Genomic DNA, 17,286 nt, shown 5'->3' with positions numbered 1-17,286 from the left:
ATACGTCGGCAACGGTCGACCACGGGGCCCACGCCCCAAAACCGACAGACCGTCACCGAAGTCCTGACACATCAACTGTCACCGAAGTCCTGATGCAGAACTGTCACCGATGTCCTGAGACATCACACCCGACAAGTTTCAGTCATGTGTTTCTGCCACCGATGATCAAATTTCTGCCACCCGAAATGTTCTGCGGCACCGGCGGGTTCCAGATATCAGATCACCACGATCGGAAACCAGAAGAGGGCAAGACAATGAAGAAGATCTCCATCACCACAGCCGCCGCCGCCGCCCTGACCGCCGGAGTCCTGGGCTTGGCCGCCCCTGCATACGCCGCCCCGACCGGAGGCGACGCCGAGCAGACCATCAGCGAGCTCGAGGCGCAGGGCAACCGGGTCGTCGTGACCCGCCAGTCCAGTGCGCCGCTGGATCAGGCGTCGGTCGTCTCCGTGACGCGCGGGCCCATCCAGCGCGGTGCCGAGCCGTTCGGTACCTCCAACGGCGATTCGAACCGCTCGACCATCAACCAGACGGTCTACGTCACGATCAAGTAGTCCTCCGAGATCCCCCCTCGGAAAGTGCGAAGGGCGCCCCCACAAGGGGCGCCCTTCGTCATGTCCGAGCTACAACCGACTGGCGGCCAACACCTCGCACAATGCCGAAACTGCCGATCCAAAGGCATGTTCCGGTGGTGCGGCGTAACCGACGACGATGCCGTCGCGCTCATCGGTCATGGCGTCGGGATGACGCAGGATCGACAGCCCGGTCAGTGCGATGCCGGCCTCGCCGGCGCGACGCATCACCTCGGCCTCGGTGCCATCGGGAAGGGTCACGAGCAGGTTGAGCCCGGCCGCCAACCCGACCGTGCCCACGTCGAACGGCGCCAAGGCGTGCACGAGAGCGTCCCTGCGGCGCCGGTATCGCCCCCGCATGCGTCGGATGTGGCGGTCGTAGTACCCGCGCGCCACGAACTCGGCAAGGGTGAGCTGATTGATCACGTCGACGGAGAACTGTTGTCCGCCAGCTGCTTCGACCACCGGATCGACCAGCGTCTCAGGCAGGGCGAGCCACCCCAGCCGCAAGGCCGGGGACAGGCTCTTGCTGACGGAGCCGAGATAGACGACGCGTCCGGGGTCCAGCGCCTGCAGCGCGCCGACGGGTTGGCGGTCGAAGCGGAACTCTCCGTCGTAGTCGTCGTCGAGGACGACACGGGATGTGCGACGGGCCCATTCGACCACCGCCGCCCGTCGGGCGGGGTGTAACGGCATCCCGAGCGGATTGTGGTGCGCCGGCGTCAGGAGCACCCCTGCTACGTCGAGTCCCTTCAGTTCGTCGACGACGGCGCCGTGCTCGTCGACCCCGATCGGCACCGTCGACCCGCCCGCCGCCGTGATCGCGTCGCGGAACAGGTGCAGCCCGTAGGCCTCGACCGCCATCGGCCCACCCAGCACGCGGGTCAGCAACTCCACCCCCTGACGAACCCCGGCGCAGATCACGATCGATTCGGGTGAGGTTCGGACGCCGCGCGCCCGGGCGAGGTAATCGGCCAAGGCAGAACGTAATTCGACCCGTCCGCGCGGATCGCCCATGTGGAGTGCCTCGTTCGGCGCGGCGGTGAGCGCGCGACGCGTGCAGGCGATCCATTGACTGCGGGGGAACTCGGACACATCCGGCGACCCGGGCATGAGGTTGTGCACCGGCGTCACCGAGCGGCCGCGGGGCCGGACACCGGTGGGCGGCGCAGCCGTGTTCAGCACCCAGGTGCCTGCGCCCTGGCGAGACGCGAACCACCCCTCGGCGACGAGCTCGGCATAGGCGTCAGCGACGGTGTTGCGCGCCAGGCCGAGGTCGGCGGCCAAGGTGCGCGACGCCGGCAGCATGGTGCCGGGCGGCAGCCGGCCGGACCGCGCCGCGTCCCGCAGCGCCGCCATCACCGTGTCTTTGGCTCCCCGTGCACCTGGCGTCAGCGCGTCCCGTAGTTCGAGGTACAGATCACGCGCTCCCGAATTGGCCCAAGAAACCATGGCTTGATTAGACCACCGAGGCGGGCTTTTCACGCCTAGCGTCGAAGGCATGACACACACACTGACCGGCGCGAGATTCCCGATCTACAAGAGCTCTCCCGAGCTGTACGAGGCGATGATGGCCCTGTCCACCGCGGCCGCCAAGGACGTCGAACCGGAACTGGGCGAGCTGATCAAAATCCGTGCCTCGCAGATGAACCGGTGCGCGTTCTGCCTCGACATGCACACCCGCGATGCGCGCAAGCTCGGGGTGAGCGACCAGAAGATCGACGTGCTCGCCGCGTGGACCGAGGCCGGCGATCTCTTCACCGCGCGCGAACAGGCCGCGCTCGCACTCACCGAATCCCTCACTGTGCTCGGCGATCACGGCGTCCCCGAGGACGTCTACGCCGTCGCCGCGGATGCCTTCACCCAACGTGAACTCGGCCAGGTCATCGCCATGGCCGTCACGATCAACGCCTGGAACCGGATCAACGCCGCCGTGCAGACCCCGCCGCCCCGTCGCTGAACCGCATAAGAAGTGCCGTTGGACCCTACGCGCCGGCGGCGCCTCCGACGAGCATGAGCGGCATGGATGCGACAACCACCCCGGTGACCGAGCTGTCCGAGTCGCAGAGTTGGCAGCTGCTGTCGGGACTCACGCTCGGCAGGTTGGTGACCACCGTCGGCGGCTGGACCGAGATCTTTCCCGTCAACTACGTCGTCCAGCACAAGACCCTGCTGTTCCGCACCGCCGAGGGCACGAAGCTGTTGACCGCCGTTCTCAACGAGAACGTCGTGTTCGAGGCGGATGACCACAACGTCGTCGAGGGGTGGAGCGTCGTGGTTCGCGGAACAGCCAAGCTTCTCAGCACTTCCGCCGAGATCGCCGAAGCTGACAGCGCCGGCCTGTATCCGTGGGTCGCGACCCGCAAGTTGCGCTACGTGCGGATCACCCCGCACACGTTGACCGGGCGCCGGTTCGTCTTCGGCCCGGAGCCGGATCAGACCGCGATGGTCAGCTGAGCGTCACACCCAGTACGGCACCCGCGCGCGGTACTGGCGCATCGCCAGCGCGGCGAACAGCCAGCCGAGCGCGGTCAGCACCAGCACGACGACCCAGTGCCGCAGCTCCTGGTCCGCGCCCAGCAGCGGTGCGCGCACGATGTCGAGGTAGTGCAACAGCGGGTTGAGTTCGACGATCTTGGCCCAGTGCCCGGCCCCCTGGGCTTCGAGCGTGGACTCGTTCCAGATGATCGGCGTCATGAAGAACAGCAGCTGCACCAGGCTGTTCAGCAGCGGGCTGATGTCCCGGTAGCGGGTCGCGAGGATGCCGAAGCACAGGGACACCCAGACACAGTTCAGCGCAATGAGACCCAGCGCCGGGATGACGGCGAGGTCGGTCCACGTCCACGGCTTCGGATAGATGATCGCGATGATCACGAAGATGATGATGTTGTGCGCGAAGAGGATCATCTGCCGCCACACCAGGCGGTAGACGTGCACCGACAGCGGCGTCGGTAGCTGTTTGATCAGACCCTCGTTGGCGATGAACACCTCGGCGCCCTCGAGGATCGAGGCGTTGATCAGGTTCCAGATGATCAGCCCGAGCGTCACGTAGGGAAGGTGTTCGGACAGTTCGAGTTTGAACAGCTTCGAGTATAGCGCGCCCATCGCGACGGCGGTCGTCCCGGTTGCGATCGTGATCCAGAACGGTCCGAGCACCGAACGCCGGTAGCGCTGCTTGATGTCCTGCCAGCCCAGGTGGAACCACAGTTCGCGCTTGCCGAAGCCGCCGACCAGGTCGGCCCACGCCCGGCCGAAGGTCCGAGACTGCGCCGCGGCATCGGTGAACGTCATCGGCGGGTGAACCTCTCTCGTCGTCCCAACCGCCGCAACCGAATCCACTCGGCGAATCCCCGGGGGTCGCGCGTCGACACCAGGAAGTACCAGCCGAAGCGCAGCCACTCCTGCGCGACGAGCTTGCGCATGCCCGGTTGCGACTGCAGGTAGCCGCGGTTGCGGTAGGTGTAGAACCTCTTGGCCTCGTTGTCGGGGTACTGGGTGTGCATCCGGCCGCCCAGAATTGGCTTGAATTCGTCTGTGCCGCAGGGGTGCAGATAGACCGCGTCCAGGCAGGTGCCGAACGGCAGGCCCGTGCGGATCAACCGTCGGTGCACCTCGGTCTCGTCGCCGCGGATGAACAAGCGCAGATCCGGCACGCCCACCGCCTCGATCGTCGATGCGCGGAACAGTGCGCCGTTGAACAGCGAGGCGATGCCGGGCAGCAGGTCGCCGCTGCCGTCGGTGCGCAATTCACCGGCCAGCCGCCGCCACGCCAGGCCGCGGCGCAGCGGGAAGGCCAGCCGTTCGGGCTGCTCGAGGTTGCACACCATCGGCGACACCTCGGCCAGCCCGTGCCGCTCGGCGCACCGCAGCAGGGTCCCCAGCACCTCACTGTCCTGGGGGCGGCCGTCGTCGTCGGCCAGCCACACCCAGTCCGCGCCGAGCGCGAGCGCGTGCAGCATGCCGAGCGCGAATCCGCCTGCGCCACCGAGGTTGCGCTGCGAGCCCAGGTAGGTGGTCGGAATCGGTTGTCCGGCAACGATGTCGCGGACCCGATCGTCGGCATCGTTGTCGATGACGATCAGGTGGTCGGGGCGCCGGCTCTGTGCCGTCACGATGTCGAGGGACTTCGCGAGTTCGTCGGGCCGCCGATGGGTGACGACGACGGCGCACACGGTCTCAGCCACGCGCGGTCTCCTCGAGGACCTCCCGCACATGGCGGGCGGCGTCCTCGCCCTCGTAGGCGCGGACGACGTCCTCGATGCCGCCCTCCATCTTCACGGTGCCGTGGTCGATCCACATCGCGGTGTTGCACAACCGGGCCAGGAATTCGTTGGAATGGCTGGCGAACACCAGGATTCCGGACCGCGCCACCAGGTCGGCCAGCCGGGTCTGCGCCTTCTTCAAGAAGTCGGCGTCGACGGCGCCGATGCCCTCGTCGAGGAGCAGGATCTCGGGATCGATGCTCGTCACCACGCCCATCGCCAACCGCACACGCATGCCGGTCGAGTACGTCCGCAGCGGCATCGACAGGTAGTCGCCCAGTTCGGTGAACTCGGCGATCTCGTCGACCTTGGCGAGCATCTGCTTGCGCGTCTGTCCGAGGAAGAGCCCCCGGATGATGATGTTCTCGAAGCCGGAGATCTCGGGGTCCATGCCGACACCCAGGTCGAACACCGGCGCCACCCGGCCCCGCACCGTCGCCACCCCGCGCGTCGGCTCGTAGATGCCGGAGAGCAGGCGCAGCAGCGTCGATTTGCCCGCACCGTTGTGGCCGACCAGACCGACCCGGTCACCCATCTTCAGCGACATCGTGATGTCGCGCAGCGCCTCGATGACGACGACGTTGGACTCGTTGCGTCCGATCGCACCGCCGGCCTTGCCGAGGAAAGCCTTCTTCAGCGACCGCGTCTTGGCGTCGAAGATCGGAAACTCCACCCACGCGTTGCGCGTCTCGATGAACGGTTCCGACGACAGGGGACTGCTCACCGACGTCTCACAGGTACTGCCCGGTGCCGGGATGCCCGGGCCCGCCGCGCTGCGCTGGAATGCTCACGCCGGGCGGCAACGCACCCTGGCGCATCTGCTCGAGCTGCTGCCGGGCGGCCATCTGCTGAGCGAAGAGCGCGGTCTGGATGCCGTGGAACAGGCCTTCCAGCCAACCCACCAGCTGTGCCTGGGCGATGCGGAGCTCGGAATCCGACGGCACCGCGTCCTCGGTGAACGGCAGCGTGAGCCGCTCGAGTTCGGCGCGCAGCTCCGGCGCGAGACCGTCCTCCAGCTCGCTGATGCTGGTGCGGTGGATGTCGCGCAGTCGGCCGCGGCTGGCCTCGTCGAGCGGAGCGGCGCGGACCTCCTCGAGGAGCTGCTTGATCATCGTGCCGATCCGCATGACCTTGGCGGGCTGCTCGACCAGATCGGACAGCGATTTGCCCTCGGAGCCCTGCTCGGTGTCGGACGTGCCGTCGCCGATGATCTCGATGTTGTCGTCGTTGTCCGAAGTCATGTTCCTAGAGTGCCCCAGCGTCGCGTCGTCATTCCGGTCGGGCTGCGCGCCACTGGTAGATGCGGGCCTGGCCGTTGTCGTAGATCTTCTCCCACGACCGTGATTTGTCCAGTGACGTGAGACCGTCGGGCATCACGAACCCCTTCACCACCGTCGCGCTGGTGAGAACGTAGCGGATGTTCAGCGCCTTGACCGCCTCGGCCACCCGCGGATCGGTGTCGGCGTCGTCGGCGTAGGCCCAGATGATGAAGCGGTGATACCCGGGACCCTGCTGGACCGGATAGTCGTAGTGGGTCCACAGCGGGTGCAGACCGGCGACGGCGTACATCCACGCTGTGCCGTCGGTGTTGGCGTTGGCGATCAGGCTGTCCCGCGCACCGGGCAGCGTCGCCAGATAGGCGAACGCCTCCATGTCCTTGTCGTTGATGATCACCGAGTCGTACTTCTCGCCGAACAGGAACTCATGCCGCGGCAGATAGTGCACGGCCGATGCGACGGCCGCCCCCGTGAGCACGACCGCGACCGCGGCATGCCGCACCCGCGGCGACAGCGCGGGGATGTGCTGGGCGAGCCAGCAGGCGCCGATCGTGGCAGCGATGCCGGCCAGCGCGCTCAGCAGCAGGGTGATCACCGCCGACAGGCGGCGGGGGTCGCTGTAGAAGAGGTCGCTGAACTGGCCGACGGCCGCTCCGAACGGGCCACCGAACGGTACGGACGAGTGCACGATCGAGATGACCAGCAACAACCACACCAGGGCGGGCCACCACACCCGCCGCAGGACGATCAGGACACCACCGGCCGCCGCCAGTGCGATCAGCCACCACTGGATCGGGAAATCGTTGAGATGACGGGTGTGCTGCACGACGGCGTCGAACAGCGCGCGCTTCCTGCTCTGGTGGGTGACGAAGGAGTGGCCCTCGATGATCTCCGCCTGCTGCAGCACGCCGAGGAACTGGGGGAGCAGCAGCGCCACCGACGGGGCCCCGATGGCGAAGGGAGTGACGGTGTCGGAGAGCCGCCCGCGCACGGGCCGGCGCAGCACATCGACCAGCCACCAGGCGGCGACCAGGACGACCGCGACCACCCCGCCGGTGATGTGGACGGTGAACAGGCCGACGACGGCCAACACCGCCATCGGGATGCGGTCGCGGTGCGCCAGGGTCGTGGTGACGAGCACGAACACCGGCACGGCGATGCCGTAGGCGGCGAGGTTGGGAATCGAGGCGGTGTCGAACTCGACGAACGGGACGGCGGTGAACGACGCGGCCAACACCGCCGAGGTGGCCGCGGCCCCGAACGTCGGCCACGGCGCCGCCCAGCGGTGCATGAGAAGCCACGTCAACATCGCGGCGCTCGCGGGGAACAGCCAGCAGGACACCGCGACGGAGAACACCGTGTACGCAGTCGCCGGCGCGGCACCGGCCACCTGGGCGAACACCGCGGCCAGCGCGTGGAAGGCAGAGGGGTAGTACAGCGCCTCGAGGGTCTCGATGTTGCGCAGTTCGCCCATGTGGGTGGGGGAGGCCTGGCCGGTGTCGAGGATGAACCGGATGGTGTTGGCGTGCCAGACCGCATCCCAGGTGCTGGGAATCGACTGCCAGTTGGCCAAACCCCGCGCGGCGGCGACCCAGATCAGCACCGCCCCCAGGACGACGCCTCCGCCGACCAGGAGCGTCGCACCGCGCGGCGGTCGAGGTCTCTCGGGCCCCTGGGGGGTGCCCCAGATCCGTCGGGCCAGCACCCGCAAACCGGCGATCACGCCGGCGACGACGGCGAGAGTGAGCAGTGCGGTGCCCGCGTTCCAGGGCACCCCGAGCGCGCCGAACGGCACGATTGCCATGGCCACGGCGCCGTAGGTCAACGCCGGCGCGACGGCCACCGCAGCCGGCCAGTGCAGCCCACCGCACCGCGCGATGATTGCCCCGGGGACAACCAGCAACGCCAACGCAAGTAGCACTCCGTACCCGAAGCTCACTGGACTAGTATGGCTGCCCAGATGACCCGTACCGGCCACGGCATGGGCAGCACGAGCGAGGTCGGGCAATCGCTCACCGTCCGCGATGCGGCGGCACGGCGAGGTTCCCAGGACGCACTAAGGTGGGCTGACATGGCATACGACGTCGCCCGGGTGCGGGGTCTGCACCCGTCGTTGGGCGATGGCTGGGTGCACCTGGATGCGCAGCACGGCATGCTGCTGCCCGATACGGTCAGCCGCGCGGTGTCCACGGCTTTCCGTGGCTCGATGCCGACCGTGGCGAGTTCGCACCCGTCGTCGCGGCGCAGTGCCGCGGTGCTGGCTGCGGCCCGCCAGGCGGTGGCCGATCTGGTCAACGCCGACCCTGCCGGCGTCGTTCTGGGTGCCGACCGCGCGGTGCTGCTGACCTCGCTCGCCGACGCGGCCTCTGGCCGTGTCGGCCTCGGATACGAGGTGGTGGTGTCTCGGCTCGACGACGAGGCCAACATCGCTCCGTGGCTGCGCGCGGCGAACCGCTACGGGGCGCAGGTCAAGTGGGCCGAGGTCGACATCGAATCCGGGGAGCTGCCGACGTGGCAGTGGGAGGGCCTGGTCAACCGGGCCACCCGGCTGGTCGCATTGACCTCCGCGTCAACGACTTTGGGCACCGTCACCGAGCTTCGCGAGGTGACCAAACTGGTCCACGAGGTCGGGGGGCTCGTCGTCGTGGACCACTCCGCGGCCGCGCCCTACCGCCTGATCGACGTCGACGAGGTCGACGCCGACGTGGTGGCGCTCAACGCGCTGGCCTGGGGTGGGCCCCCGATCGGTGCGCTCGTGTTCCGCGACCCGTCGCTCATCGATGCGTTCGGTTCGGTGTCCCTGGACCCTGAGGCGACGGGCCCGGCGCGTCTGGAGCTGGGATCACACCAGTTCGGCTACCTCGCAGGCCTGGTGGCCAGCATCGAATATCTTGCCGGTCTTGAGGATTCGGCCCAAGGCAGCCGTCGTGAGCGGCTGGCGGTGTCGATGAGGTCCGCCTCGGGCTATCTCGACGGCCTCTTCGACTACCTGCTGTCCTCGCTGCGGGTGCTGCCCACGGTGATCGTGATCGGCAGCCCCGAGGAGCGCATCCCGGTGCTGAGCTTCGCCGTGGAGAACGTTCCCGCCGAGCGGGTCGTGCAGCGGCTCGCCGACAACGGCATCCTCGCGATCGCGAACGCGAACTCCCGCGTGCTCGATGTCATCGGGGTCAACGACGTGGGTGGTGCGGTCACGATCGGGCTGGCGCACTACAGCACCGCAGCCGAGGTCGATCAGCTGGTGCGGGCCTTGGCCTCACTCGGCTGACCCTCGCTAATCGCCTACGCGCAGAATCACTTTCCCGGACACGTCGCCGGATTCGAGCAGTTCGTGGGCCGCTTGGGCTTCTGCGATGGGGAACTCGGCGCCGATCACCGGCCGGACCTGACCGTCGGCGATCATCGGCCACACATTGTCTCGCACCTGCGTCACGATCGCGGACTTACCGGCCGGCCCGTCGACAGGGCGGGCGCGCAGTGCGGTGGCGAACACGCCGCCGCGCTTGGCCAGCAGCCTGCCGATGTTCAGCTCGCCCTTGACGCCGCCCTGCATGCCGATGATCACCAGGCGGCCGTCGTCGGCCAGGGCGTCGATGTTGCGATCCAGATAGGCCGCTCCCATGATGTCGAGGATGACGTCGGCGCCGCCGGCCTCGCGCAGCACCTCGACGAAATCGTCGGTGTGGTAGTCGATGGTTATCTCGGCGCCGAGTTCGGCGCACAGCTCCAGCTTGTTCGCCGACCCGGCGGTCACGGCGACCCGGCAGCCCAGCGCGCCGGCGACCTGGATGGCGTGGGTGCCGATGCCGCTGGCACCCCCGTGCACCAGGAGGAGTTGGCCCGGCTGCACGCCGGCGGTCATCACGATGTTCGACCAGACGGTGCAGGCGACCTCGGGTAGCCCGGCGGCGTACGGGAGCGGTATCCCTTCGGGTGCGGGGAGCAGCTGGGAGGCCGGGACCGCCACGTATTCGGCGTAGCCACCGCCTGCCAGCAAAGCGCAGACCGGTTGCCCCTGCGACCACTGCGAATCGTCGAGATCGGCGCCCAGGGCCTCGATCACCCCGGACACCTCGAGACCGATGATGTCGCTCGCGCCCGGCGGGGGCGGATAGTGCCCGGCTGCCTGGAGGAGGTCGGCCCGGTTGACGCCTGCGGCGGCGACCCGCAGCAGGACCTCGCCGGGGCCGGGTGCCACATCGGGGACTGCCTGCCAGGTCAGTCGGCCGGAGTCCGCCACGATAGCCAGCATTCGGGCAACGCTACTACGCAGGGAAAACTGCAGTCCTCATTGCCCGATGGCTATAGCTCGCTGCCTCTAATATGTGCCCATGGAGGGGATGATCGGGGGGCGTAGCGCAAGCGATACGCCGGGTTTGGACATGTCAGAACAACGTGCGTGGCAGAACTTCTTGGACGCCGCGCTGCGCTTGTACGCCACGATGAACAGAGCGTTGGTGGACAAGCACAAGCTCACCTTGAACGACGTACGGCTGCTCGATCTGCTGGCTGCATCGCCGGCAGGGGCGGCCCGAATGGGAGATCTGGCTGAGTCGTTGATGTCGCTGCCGAGTCGCGTCACGCGGCAGATCAACCGCTTGGAGAAGCAGAACCTCGTGACCCGGGGCGCGAGTCCGGACGACGGCCGCGGGGTGCTGGCTTTCATCACGGTGCAGGGCCGCGACGCGCTGTCCTCGGCGCAACAGACGTACGGGGCGGCGGTGCGCGAGCACTTCGTGGACCGTCTCTCGCGACCTCAGGTGACTGCGATGGGGGAGAACTGCCGCCGGATCAGTACCGCGCTGCAGTCGGGGGCACCGTCGGCGAAGGTGGGCCGCGTCTAGACTGACGCGCGGTGGCGTGGCAGAGCGGCCTAATGCACTCGCCTTGAAAGCGAGAGACGGCTAACACCGTCCGGGGGTTCAAATCCCTCCGCCACCGCAGTTGCGCAGCGGTTTCGACGTCGGGGCGCGCCTGCGATGTTCGGTCGGTGTCACGTCGAACCACCTCTTGCAGGCGCGGGTGAACACACTGTGTTCGGCGTACCCGAGCTGTCGCGACACCTGGGCGATGGGCAGTTCGGTGCCGACGAGTAGACGGTGGGCCAGCTCGCGCCGGGTGTCGTCGACCAGCTCCGAGAAGGTGGTGCCCTCCGCGACGAGGCGGCGCTGCAGTGTTTTGGTGTGTATGCCGAACTGGCGGGCGACCAGCGTGGCGGTGAGTTCCCCGCTGGGCAGCACTTGGCGCACGATACTTCGCACGGTGTCGACGATGTCGCGGGTGCGCTGTCCGTGGGCGTCGGACAGATAGCTGAGCGCGAGTCGGTGTGCCAGGGGATCGTGGTTCAGCGGGCGCTCCAAGTCGTTGGCGCGCAGCGTGAATCCCGCGAAGGACGCGGTGAAATGCGGCGTGCACCCGAAGTAGTCGCGGTAGTCGCCATCGGTCCCGAGCGGCGGGTGCGGAAGGTGCACGGCAACCGGGTGGTAGGCGGCGCCCAGGAACAGGCGCAGCACCTGCAGGGTCAGGCCGAGGGCCAGCTCGATCGCCTGAGTCTGCGGGGGCGCCGGATGCAGGAGAAAGCCGTACTCGAAGCGGCGCAAGGCCGGATCGGCATCGTCGGTGATGCGCGCACTGATACCGGGGCTGTGCGAATCCATGTGGGTGACCAGGACATCGAACGCCACGGCGACGGTGGCGGCGGTGCGGGCGGCGACCGCCACCGGACCGAGGATGTCGATGCTCTGACGTAGCGCCAGCCGTCGTCCGAAGTCGGACACGTGAAGAGTGGTGCTCGCATTCTCGACGGCAGCGATGGCGCTACGCAGCGGAACGTACCGGTCGTCATTGCCGGCGTCCGCAGGATCGATACCGGCCAGCGCCAGTAGCGCCCCCGGGTCCCCTCCCAGGGTGGTGATCAGTGGAACGAACCCCACCAGTGCCGAGCCGCGCACCAGCTGCATGTCCGTCAGAGTCAAGAATCTGTCCGTCAAAGTCAAGACGGGCGGATTCCCGATGCTGCAGAGTATTCGTCGAGTCCGAGCCGCCACTGAGAGGAACCAGGGAAGCCGTGAACCGACACACCGCCGCACTGCTGGCCGCCGCGACAGTCGTCGCCGCGCCGCTGGCCACTGCACTGATCGTGAACGCCCCCACCGCATCCGCCGACATCTGCGCAGGTGTCCACGGCCGCTTCGTCGGTGTCTCGGGCTGTGGCGCCCCCATCGCCAACGGCATCGAAGCCGGTGTGGCAGCGGCGGCCATCGCCTCATCGGACGTCCCGTACGTGCCCGGCGAGATCCCCTGCTACACCGTCGAAGGAGTGCCCTACTTCACCCCGCCTGGGCAGCCCTGCTGATGGTCGCTGGTGTGGGTGAGGTGCCGACCTCGCAGGAGGTGCGTCAGATCGTCAAAGAGGCCTACATGTACGGCTTGCCGATGGTGGACAACTACCGCATCCAGCACTCGTACTTCGTCGACGAGTCCAATCCGCAGTACAAGGGCGATTGGAACCGGCCGCACAGCATCGCGCGGGTTTTCACGCCTGCCGACACGACGATCCAGACGCCCAACTCCGATACGCCGTACACGATGCTGGGCGCAGATCTGCGGGCCGAGCCGCTGGTCCTGACGGTGCCGCCGATCGAGGCCGGACGCTACTTCTCCCTGCAGTTCGTCGATGGCTACACCCACGATTACGCCTACGTGGGTAGTCGCAGCACCGGCAACGGTGGCGGCAGATTTCTCCTGGCCGGTCCCAGCTGGGACGGCGAGAAGCCGGAGGGGATCGACGAGATCATCCGCTCGGACACCGACTTCTCCCTCGTCATCTACCGTACCCAGCTGTTCGACGCCGCCGACATCGACAACGTCACGAAGATCCAGGCCGGCTACACGGTCGAACCGCTGTCGGCCCACGAAAACAGGCCTGCTGCACCGGTTTCCGCGATGGACTTCATCGCACCGCTGACCCCCGACGAGCAGAGGACTTCTCCGAAGTTCTTCGAGATCCTGAACTTCGTGTTGACGACGGCGCCCGTGCTGCCGGATGAGGAAGACGTGCGGCAACGATTCGCGTCGATCGGCGTCGGACCGGCGGGTGAGTTCACAGCGGCGACGCTGAGCGGGGACACTCTGCGGGCCGTGCAGGACGGGATGGCCGACGCCTGGGCGGAATTGGCGACGTTCAAGAAGGAGAAGCTCAACACCGGCGAGGTCACCTCGGGGCAGTTGTTCGGCACCCACGCGGAGTTGGGGGACAACTATCTCTACCGGATGGCCGGAGCGGTGCTCGGCATCTACGGCAACGTCGCGGCCGAGGCCATGTACCCGGTGATCGCTACCGATTCGACGGGTGCGCCGCTGACCGGGGCCGACTCGTACACGCTGCGGTTCGCACCAGGGGAGCTGCCGCCTGTCAACTCGTTCTGGTCGCTGACCATGTACCAGATGCCGGAGAGCCTGCTGGTGGCCAACCCCATCGACCGGTACCTGATCAACTCGCCGATGTTGCCGAACCTGATCACCGGTCCCGACGGCGGCATCACCATCGCAGTGCAGCAGCAATCGCCGGGCCCCGACCTGGAGGCCAACTGGCTTCCCGCGCCGGCGGGGCCCTTCCAGTTGATCCTGCGCCTGTACTGGCCCAAGGACGAGGCCCTGAACAGCACGTGGAAGGCGCCGCGGGCGTTGAAGAACTGATCCCGCCCGCCGGCGCTACACCCGGCCGGCGACGAACGCCGCCGCCTGGTCGACCATGCCGTTCTGGACGTAGGCGTAGTGCCCCGTGTTGGTGGAGGGTCCCGGGTAGCAGTACTGGTCGCCGGTGGCGCACTGGTCGATGGTCCGGCTGCCGTAGACCGGGCTCTTGTCGGTGAGCGGGCCGCCGCCGTTCATCGTGCGCATCGGATTGCCGAACACCGCCAGTGCCGCGACGTGGGGCTCATCCTCTGCGGGGATGGGCATCGGGGTGAACACGCCCACGCGCTGGCCGATCGCCAGGACATCGACTACACCGGCGCCCTGGGAGTAGCCACCCAGGACGATGCGGGTGTTGGGACAGTTGGCGGCGGTGGCGTGCACGTGGGCGAGTGCGTCGGTCCCGCCTGCGCGCACCGACGAGTACAGGTCCCAGTTTGCGGGATAGTTCACCGCGTAGGTCGACACCGTCTTGGCGCCCACCTTGCTGCGGACAGAATTGATGAACGCGGTGCCGAGCCACCCCACCCCGGCGGGCTCGGTCGTCCCTCGGGCGAAGACGACCTCGACGTCACTGCAACTCTGCGCTGACGCCGCAGGTGCACCCATTCCGGTCGCAATGCCGGCGCATGCGGTTGCAACAGAGGCCAAGACACTCACTATCGGTAGTTTCTTCATGCCGTCTTCTGTTGCACGAAGCAAAGTCATTGAAACGTCATTAGCAACTTCGTTTACCACTGAGTGGCGCGTCGGCGCCGGGTCCCCTGATCGGTGGACATCGCAATCCACCGGGGCATTCCACCCAATAGCGGATGTGTTCATCCGGCAAAGCCGTCACTATCGACCCATGACGATGGAAGCGGTCCCTGCCGGCCCCACTGCCACCCAACCGCTGTGGCGGATCGCGCTGTCCAGCTACGTGGGTTCGGCCATCGAGTTCTACGACTTCTTCATCTACGGCACCGCCGCGGCGCTGGTGTTCCCGACCGTGTTCTTCCCGGACCTGAGCCCGATCATGGCGACGACGGCCTCGCTGGGTGCGTTCGCGGCCGCGTTCCTGGCCCGGCCGGTCGGGGCGGCGGTGTTCGGTCACTTCGGCGACCGCATCAGCCGCAAGCAGACCTTGGTCGTGACGCTGCTGCTGATGGGCGTCGCGACTGTCGGGGTGGGTCTCATTCCGAGCACAGCAACCATCGGTATCGCGGCGCCGCTGTTGCTGCTGGGTCTGCGGCTGGTCCAGGGCTTCGCCGTCGGCGGTGAATGGGCGGGCGCGGTCCTGCTCAGCGCAGAGAACTCGCCGCAGGACAGGCGCGGCTTCTACGGGATGTTCACCCAGCTCGGCCTGGGGACCGCGCTGGTGTTGGCCAACCTCGTGTTCTGGGTGGTCCAGGCCATCTTCGGGGAAGATCCCGGGTCGGTGTTCTTCGACTGGGCCTGGCGAATCCCGTTCCTGCTCAGCGGAATTCTGATCCTCGTGGCGCTCTACATCCGCATGCACGTCAAGGACTCCCCGGTGCTCGGCGAGGACACGGGACACCAGGGCGCCCCGCTGGTCACGCTGTTCCGCCAGCAGGGGCGGCAGGTGCTGCTGGCCGCCGGGGTCGCCGTCTGCGCTCCCATGCTGGTGTTCCAGGCGGGCACCTTCTTCGTCCACTACGCCGCCGAGCGGCTCGACTTCTCCTACGACCTGGTGTTGATGACCGGGGTGATCGGCGGTCTGTGCGCGGTGGGCTTTGCCGCGGTGGCTGCCGTGCTCAGCGACACCTACGGCCGGCGTCGAATCGTGTCGTGGGGGTTCGCGTTGACGGCGCCGTGGGCGTTCGTGGTGTTCCCACTGATCGAGACCGGCGACAAGATGATGTTCGGCGCGACGATCGTGGTGACCTACTGCCTCATCGGCTGGTGCATGGGACCGCTCGCCGCGCTGCTGCCGGAGATCTTCGCCCCCGAATACCGCTACACCGGCGCGGCGCTGTCGCACACGCTGGGCGCGATCGTCGGCGGCGCGCTGCCTCCCGTCGTCTCACCGATGCTGCTGGCGTCCTACGGTGGCTGGGCGGTGTCGGTCATGATGGGCGCGCTCGGACTGGTCAGCCTGGCGTGTGTCCTGGCCCTGCCGGAGACGGCGGGACGCAGGATCTAGGCGGTCACTCGCCGGTGAACGTCGGCGGGCGCTTCTCGAACATCGCGGTGATGCCCTCGGTGAGGTCCTTGGACGCCAGGAACGCCGAGTTCCACGCCGCCACGTAGCGCAGACTCGCCGACACCGCGGCGGTGCGCTGCTCGTCGAGGACGTCCTTGACGCCGGCGACCACCAGCGGCGGGTTCGCGGCGATCTCGGCCGCGGTGGCGCGCGCCGCGGCCAGCGACGCGTCGGCGTCGGGGAACACGTCGTTGACCAGACCGATCTTCTCGGCCCGCCCAGCGTCGATGTCCTTGCCCGTCAATGCCAGTTCACGCAGGTGCCCGTCGTTCAGGATCAGCGGCAGCCGCGCCAGCGAACCGACATCGGCGACGATCGCGAGCTTGACCTCCCGCACCGAGAACTTCGCGTCGGCACTCGCGTAGCGGATGTCGACGGCCGAGATCAGGTCGACCCCGCCGCCGATGCACCAGCCGTGCACCGACGCGATCACCGGCGTGCGGCAGTCGGCCACCGCGGTGATCGACTGCTGCATGGTCTTGAGGTGCTTGTGGAAGTCGGCGCGGGGTTTGGCCAGGGCGCCCTCGGCGAGCATCGGTGACAGCATGCCGCCCATCGCGGGCAGGTCGAGGCCGTAGCTGAAGTTCTTGCCCGAGCCCGTCAGAACGATGGCGCGTACCTCGGGATCGGCGTCCAGTTCCGCGAAGACCTGGGGGAGTTCGGCCCAGAACGCCGGTCCCATCGCATTGCCCTTGCCCGGGCCGATCAACGTGACCTGTGCGATGTGGTCGGCGATCTCCACTGTCACTGACTCATAGCTGCTGCCCATGGCTCATGAGGCTAGCCGCCGCGCGACAGCCTGGGCCATCAGCCCACCAGGACGTCAGCCCATCAAAACGTCGGCGACCTTCGCGCTGGGCAGGAACTGGCATGCGGCGTCGGCGAGGAGTTGGCCGACCGTCTCGCCGTTGGCGCCGATCGGGTTGTTGCCCTGGGCGAGGATCGCCTTGACCACCGCGAGCCGGGTCGCTTCGTCGAGCTTCGAGTACTCCTCGCACGACATGCTGGTCGCGTTCGGCGGCGGCGGCACCTCGGGGACGTTCGACCCGCGCGTCGGCAGCGGCAGATTCGGGATCGTGATCTCGGGCAACCCGGGGATGCTCGGCAGCCCGGGAATGCTCGGCGCGCTGCGCTCGGTGGTCAGCGGCGGGCCGGGCTCGGTGGTCTGTGCGACGGCACCCTCGGTGCTGCGCGAGCAGGCCGTCGTCGCGCCGAGCACGATCGCCAGCCCGACCATGGCGGTCGTCGTCACCCGCGCGCGCGTCCTCATCTTCGCC

19 protein-coding genes and 1 tRNA gene are annotated in these 17,286 nt (G+C 67.8%); 9 read left to right on the top strand and 11 right to left on the bottom strand.

Features of this window, described 5'->3' with window-relative positions; genetic code table 11:
• Nucleotides 1-254: 254 nt before the first annotated feature.
• The gene (locus DMB80_RS21095) at nt 255-554 is read left to right on the top strand and encodes a hypothetical protein (RefSeq protein ID WP_111511656.1); all 300 of its coding nucleotides are present in this window, start codon (nt 255-257) and stop codon (nt 552-554) included.
• Nucleotides 555-623: 69 nt separating this feature from the next.
• On the opposite strand, the gene pdxR is transcribed toward DMB80_RS21095, so the two are convergent.
• Nucleotides 624-2,024, bottom strand: a complete 1,401-nt coding sequence (gene pdxR / locus DMB80_RS21090; protein WP_111511647.1) for a MocR-like pyridoxine biosynthesis transcription factor PdxR — start codon at nt 2,022-2,024, stop codon at nt 624-626.
• A gap of 49 nt (nt 2,025-2,073) precedes the next feature.
• Between pdxR and DMB80_RS21085 the strand changes: the two genes are divergently transcribed.
• Entirely contained in the window at nt 2,074-2,532 is a 459-nt protein-coding gene (locus DMB80_RS21085; RefSeq protein ID WP_111511646.1) for a carboxymuconolactone decarboxylase family protein, read from the top strand.
• 62 nt (nt 2,533-2,594) lie between these two features.
• Entirely contained in the window at nt 2,595-3,029 is a 435-nt protein-coding gene (locus DMB80_RS21080; RefSeq protein WP_111511655.1) for a pyridoxamine 5'-phosphate oxidase family protein, read from the top strand.
• A 3-nt stretch (nt 3,030-3,032) separates the two neighbouring features.
• Here the strand turns inward: DMB80_RS21080 and wzm are convergent, their stop codons facing one another.
• Genes wzm through DMB80_RS21055 form a run of 5 tightly spaced genes read right to left on the bottom strand, consistent with a single transcriptional unit; the run spans nt 3,033 to nt 8,050 of the window.
• Nucleotides 3,033-3,863 (bottom strand): galactan export ABC transporter permease subunit Wzm/RfbD, encoded by an 831-nt coding sequence (gene wzm / locus DMB80_RS21075; RefSeq protein ID WP_073683005.1) that lies wholly within the window; start codon nt 3,861-3,863, stop codon nt 3,033-3,035.
• Nucleotides 3,860-4,756 carry a galactofuranosyltransferase GlfT1 gene (gene glfT1, locus DMB80_RS21070; RefSeq protein ID WP_111511645.1) on the bottom strand — a complete coding sequence of 299 codons (897 nt, stop codon included), beginning with the start codon at nt 4,754-4,756 and terminating at the stop codon, nt 3,860-3,862. Before glfT1 ends, wzm begins: the two co-directional genes overlap by 4 nt.
• Nucleotides 4,749-5,546 carry a galactan export ABC transporter ATP-binding subunit Wzt/RfbE gene (gene wzt, locus DMB80_RS21065; RefSeq protein ID WP_240431312.1) on the bottom strand — a complete coding sequence of 266 codons (798 nt, stop codon included), beginning with the start codon at nt 5,544-5,546 and terminating at the stop codon, nt 4,749-4,751. The genes glfT1 and wzt overlap by 8 nt, the downstream gene beginning before the upstream one ends.
• 19 nt (nt 5,547-5,565) lie before the next feature.
• On the bottom strand, nt 5,566-6,075 hold the full coding sequence (locus DMB80_RS21060) for a bacterial proteasome activator family protein (RefSeq protein WP_111511643.1): 510 nt from the start codon (nt 6,073-6,075) through the stop codon (nt 5,566-5,568).
• A 28-nt stretch (nt 6,076-6,103) separates the two neighbouring features.
• Nucleotides 6,104-8,050, bottom strand: a complete 1,947-nt coding sequence (locus DMB80_RS21055; RefSeq protein ID WP_111511642.1) for a DUF6541 family protein — start codon at nt 8,048-8,050, stop codon at nt 6,104-6,106.
• A 132-nt stretch (nt 8,051-8,182) separates the two neighbouring features.
• Between DMB80_RS21055 and DMB80_RS21050 the strand changes: the two genes are divergently transcribed.
• Nucleotides 8,183-9,379, top strand: coding sequence for a cysteine desulfurase-like protein (locus DMB80_RS21050; protein ID WP_111511654.1), 1,197 nt, complete (start codon nt 8,183-8,185; stop codon nt 9,377-9,379).
• A 6-nt stretch (nt 9,380-9,385) separates the two neighbouring features.
• Here the strand turns inward: DMB80_RS21050 and DMB80_RS21045 are convergent, their stop codons facing one another.
• Nucleotides 9,386-10,363, bottom strand: coding sequence for an NAD(P)H-quinone oxidoreductase (locus DMB80_RS21045; RefSeq protein ID WP_111511641.1), 978 nt, complete (start codon nt 10,361-10,363; stop codon nt 9,386-9,388).
• Between the two features lie 79 nt (nt 10,364-10,442).
• Between DMB80_RS21045 and DMB80_RS21040 the strand changes: the two genes are divergently transcribed.
• Together DMB80_RS21040 and DMB80_RS21035 are read left to right on the top strand one after the other, a co-directional pair.
• Nucleotides 10,443-10,955: a MarR family winged helix-turn-helix transcriptional regulator gene (locus DMB80_RS21040; RefSeq protein WP_111511640.1), complete on the top strand. Its 513-nt coding sequence runs from the start codon at nt 10,443-10,445 to the stop codon at nt 10,953-10,955.
• A 10-nt stretch (nt 10,956-10,965) separates the two neighbouring features.
• A tRNA-Ser gene (locus DMB80_RS21035) sits at nt 10,966-11,052 on the top strand.
• Here DMB80_RS21035 and DMB80_RS21030 read toward each other — a convergent pair.
• Nucleotides 11,034-12,086 (bottom strand): AraC family transcriptional regulator, encoded by a 1,053-nt coding sequence (locus DMB80_RS21030; protein WP_240431308.1) that lies wholly within the window; start codon nt 12,084-12,086, stop codon nt 11,034-11,036. The two genes, DMB80_RS21035 and DMB80_RS21030, sit on opposite strands and share 19 nt — an antisense overlap.
• Nucleotides 12,087-12,178: 92 nt before the next feature.
• On the opposite strand from DMB80_RS21030, the gene DMB80_RS21025 reads away from it, so the two are divergent.
• Together DMB80_RS21025 and DMB80_RS21020 are read left to right on the top strand one after the other, a co-directional pair.
• On the top strand, nt 12,179-12,466 hold the full coding sequence (locus DMB80_RS21025; protein ID WP_240431307.1) for a hypothetical protein: 288 nt from the start codon (nt 12,179-12,181) through the stop codon (nt 12,464-12,466).
• Nucleotides 12,466-13,809 (top strand): DUF1254 domain-containing protein, encoded by a 1,344-nt coding sequence (locus tag DMB80_RS21020; RefSeq protein WP_111511638.1) that lies wholly within the window; start codon nt 12,466-12,468, stop codon nt 13,807-13,809. Before DMB80_RS21025 ends, DMB80_RS21020 begins: the two co-directional genes overlap by 1 nt.
• A gap of 15 nt (nt 13,810-13,824) precedes the next feature.
• Here DMB80_RS21020 and DMB80_RS21015 read toward each other — a convergent pair whose 3' ends face one another.
• A complete protein-coding gene (locus tag DMB80_RS21015; protein WP_111511637.1) occupies nt 13,825-14,466 on the bottom strand; it encodes a cutinase family protein in 642 nt (213 codons plus the stop codon).
• Nucleotides 14,467-14,653: 187 nt separating this feature from the next.
• Here DMB80_RS21015 and DMB80_RS21010 point away from each other — a divergent pair, with 187 nt between their 5' ends.
• Nucleotides 14,654-15,949, top strand: a complete 1,296-nt coding sequence (locus tag DMB80_RS21010) for an MFS transporter (protein ID WP_240431306.1) — start codon at nt 14,654-14,656, stop codon at nt 15,947-15,949.
• Between the two features lie 4 nt (nt 15,950-15,953).
• Here the strand turns inward: DMB80_RS21010 and DMB80_RS21005 are convergent, their stop codons facing one another.
• Nucleotides 15,954-16,778, bottom strand: a complete 825-nt coding sequence (locus tag DMB80_RS21005; protein ID WP_111511636.1) for a crotonase/enoyl-CoA hydratase family protein — start codon at nt 16,776-16,778, stop codon at nt 15,954-15,956.
• A 54-nt stretch (nt 16,779-16,832) separates the two neighbouring features.
• Entirely contained in the window at nt 16,833-17,279 is a 447-nt protein-coding gene (locus DMB80_RS21000; RefSeq protein ID WP_052765217.1) for a hypothetical protein, read from the bottom strand.
• Nucleotides 17,280-17,286 lie beyond the last annotated feature (7 nt).

Source organism: Mycobacterium kyogaense (assembly GCF_003254575.1).
Taxonomy (GTDB): Bacteria; Actinomycetota; Actinomycetes; order Mycobacteriales; family Mycobacteriaceae; genus Mycobacterium; species Mycobacterium kyogaense.
Note: the sequence above shows the minus strand (reverse complement) of the source record. Positions and strands in the feature narration are given on the sequence as shown.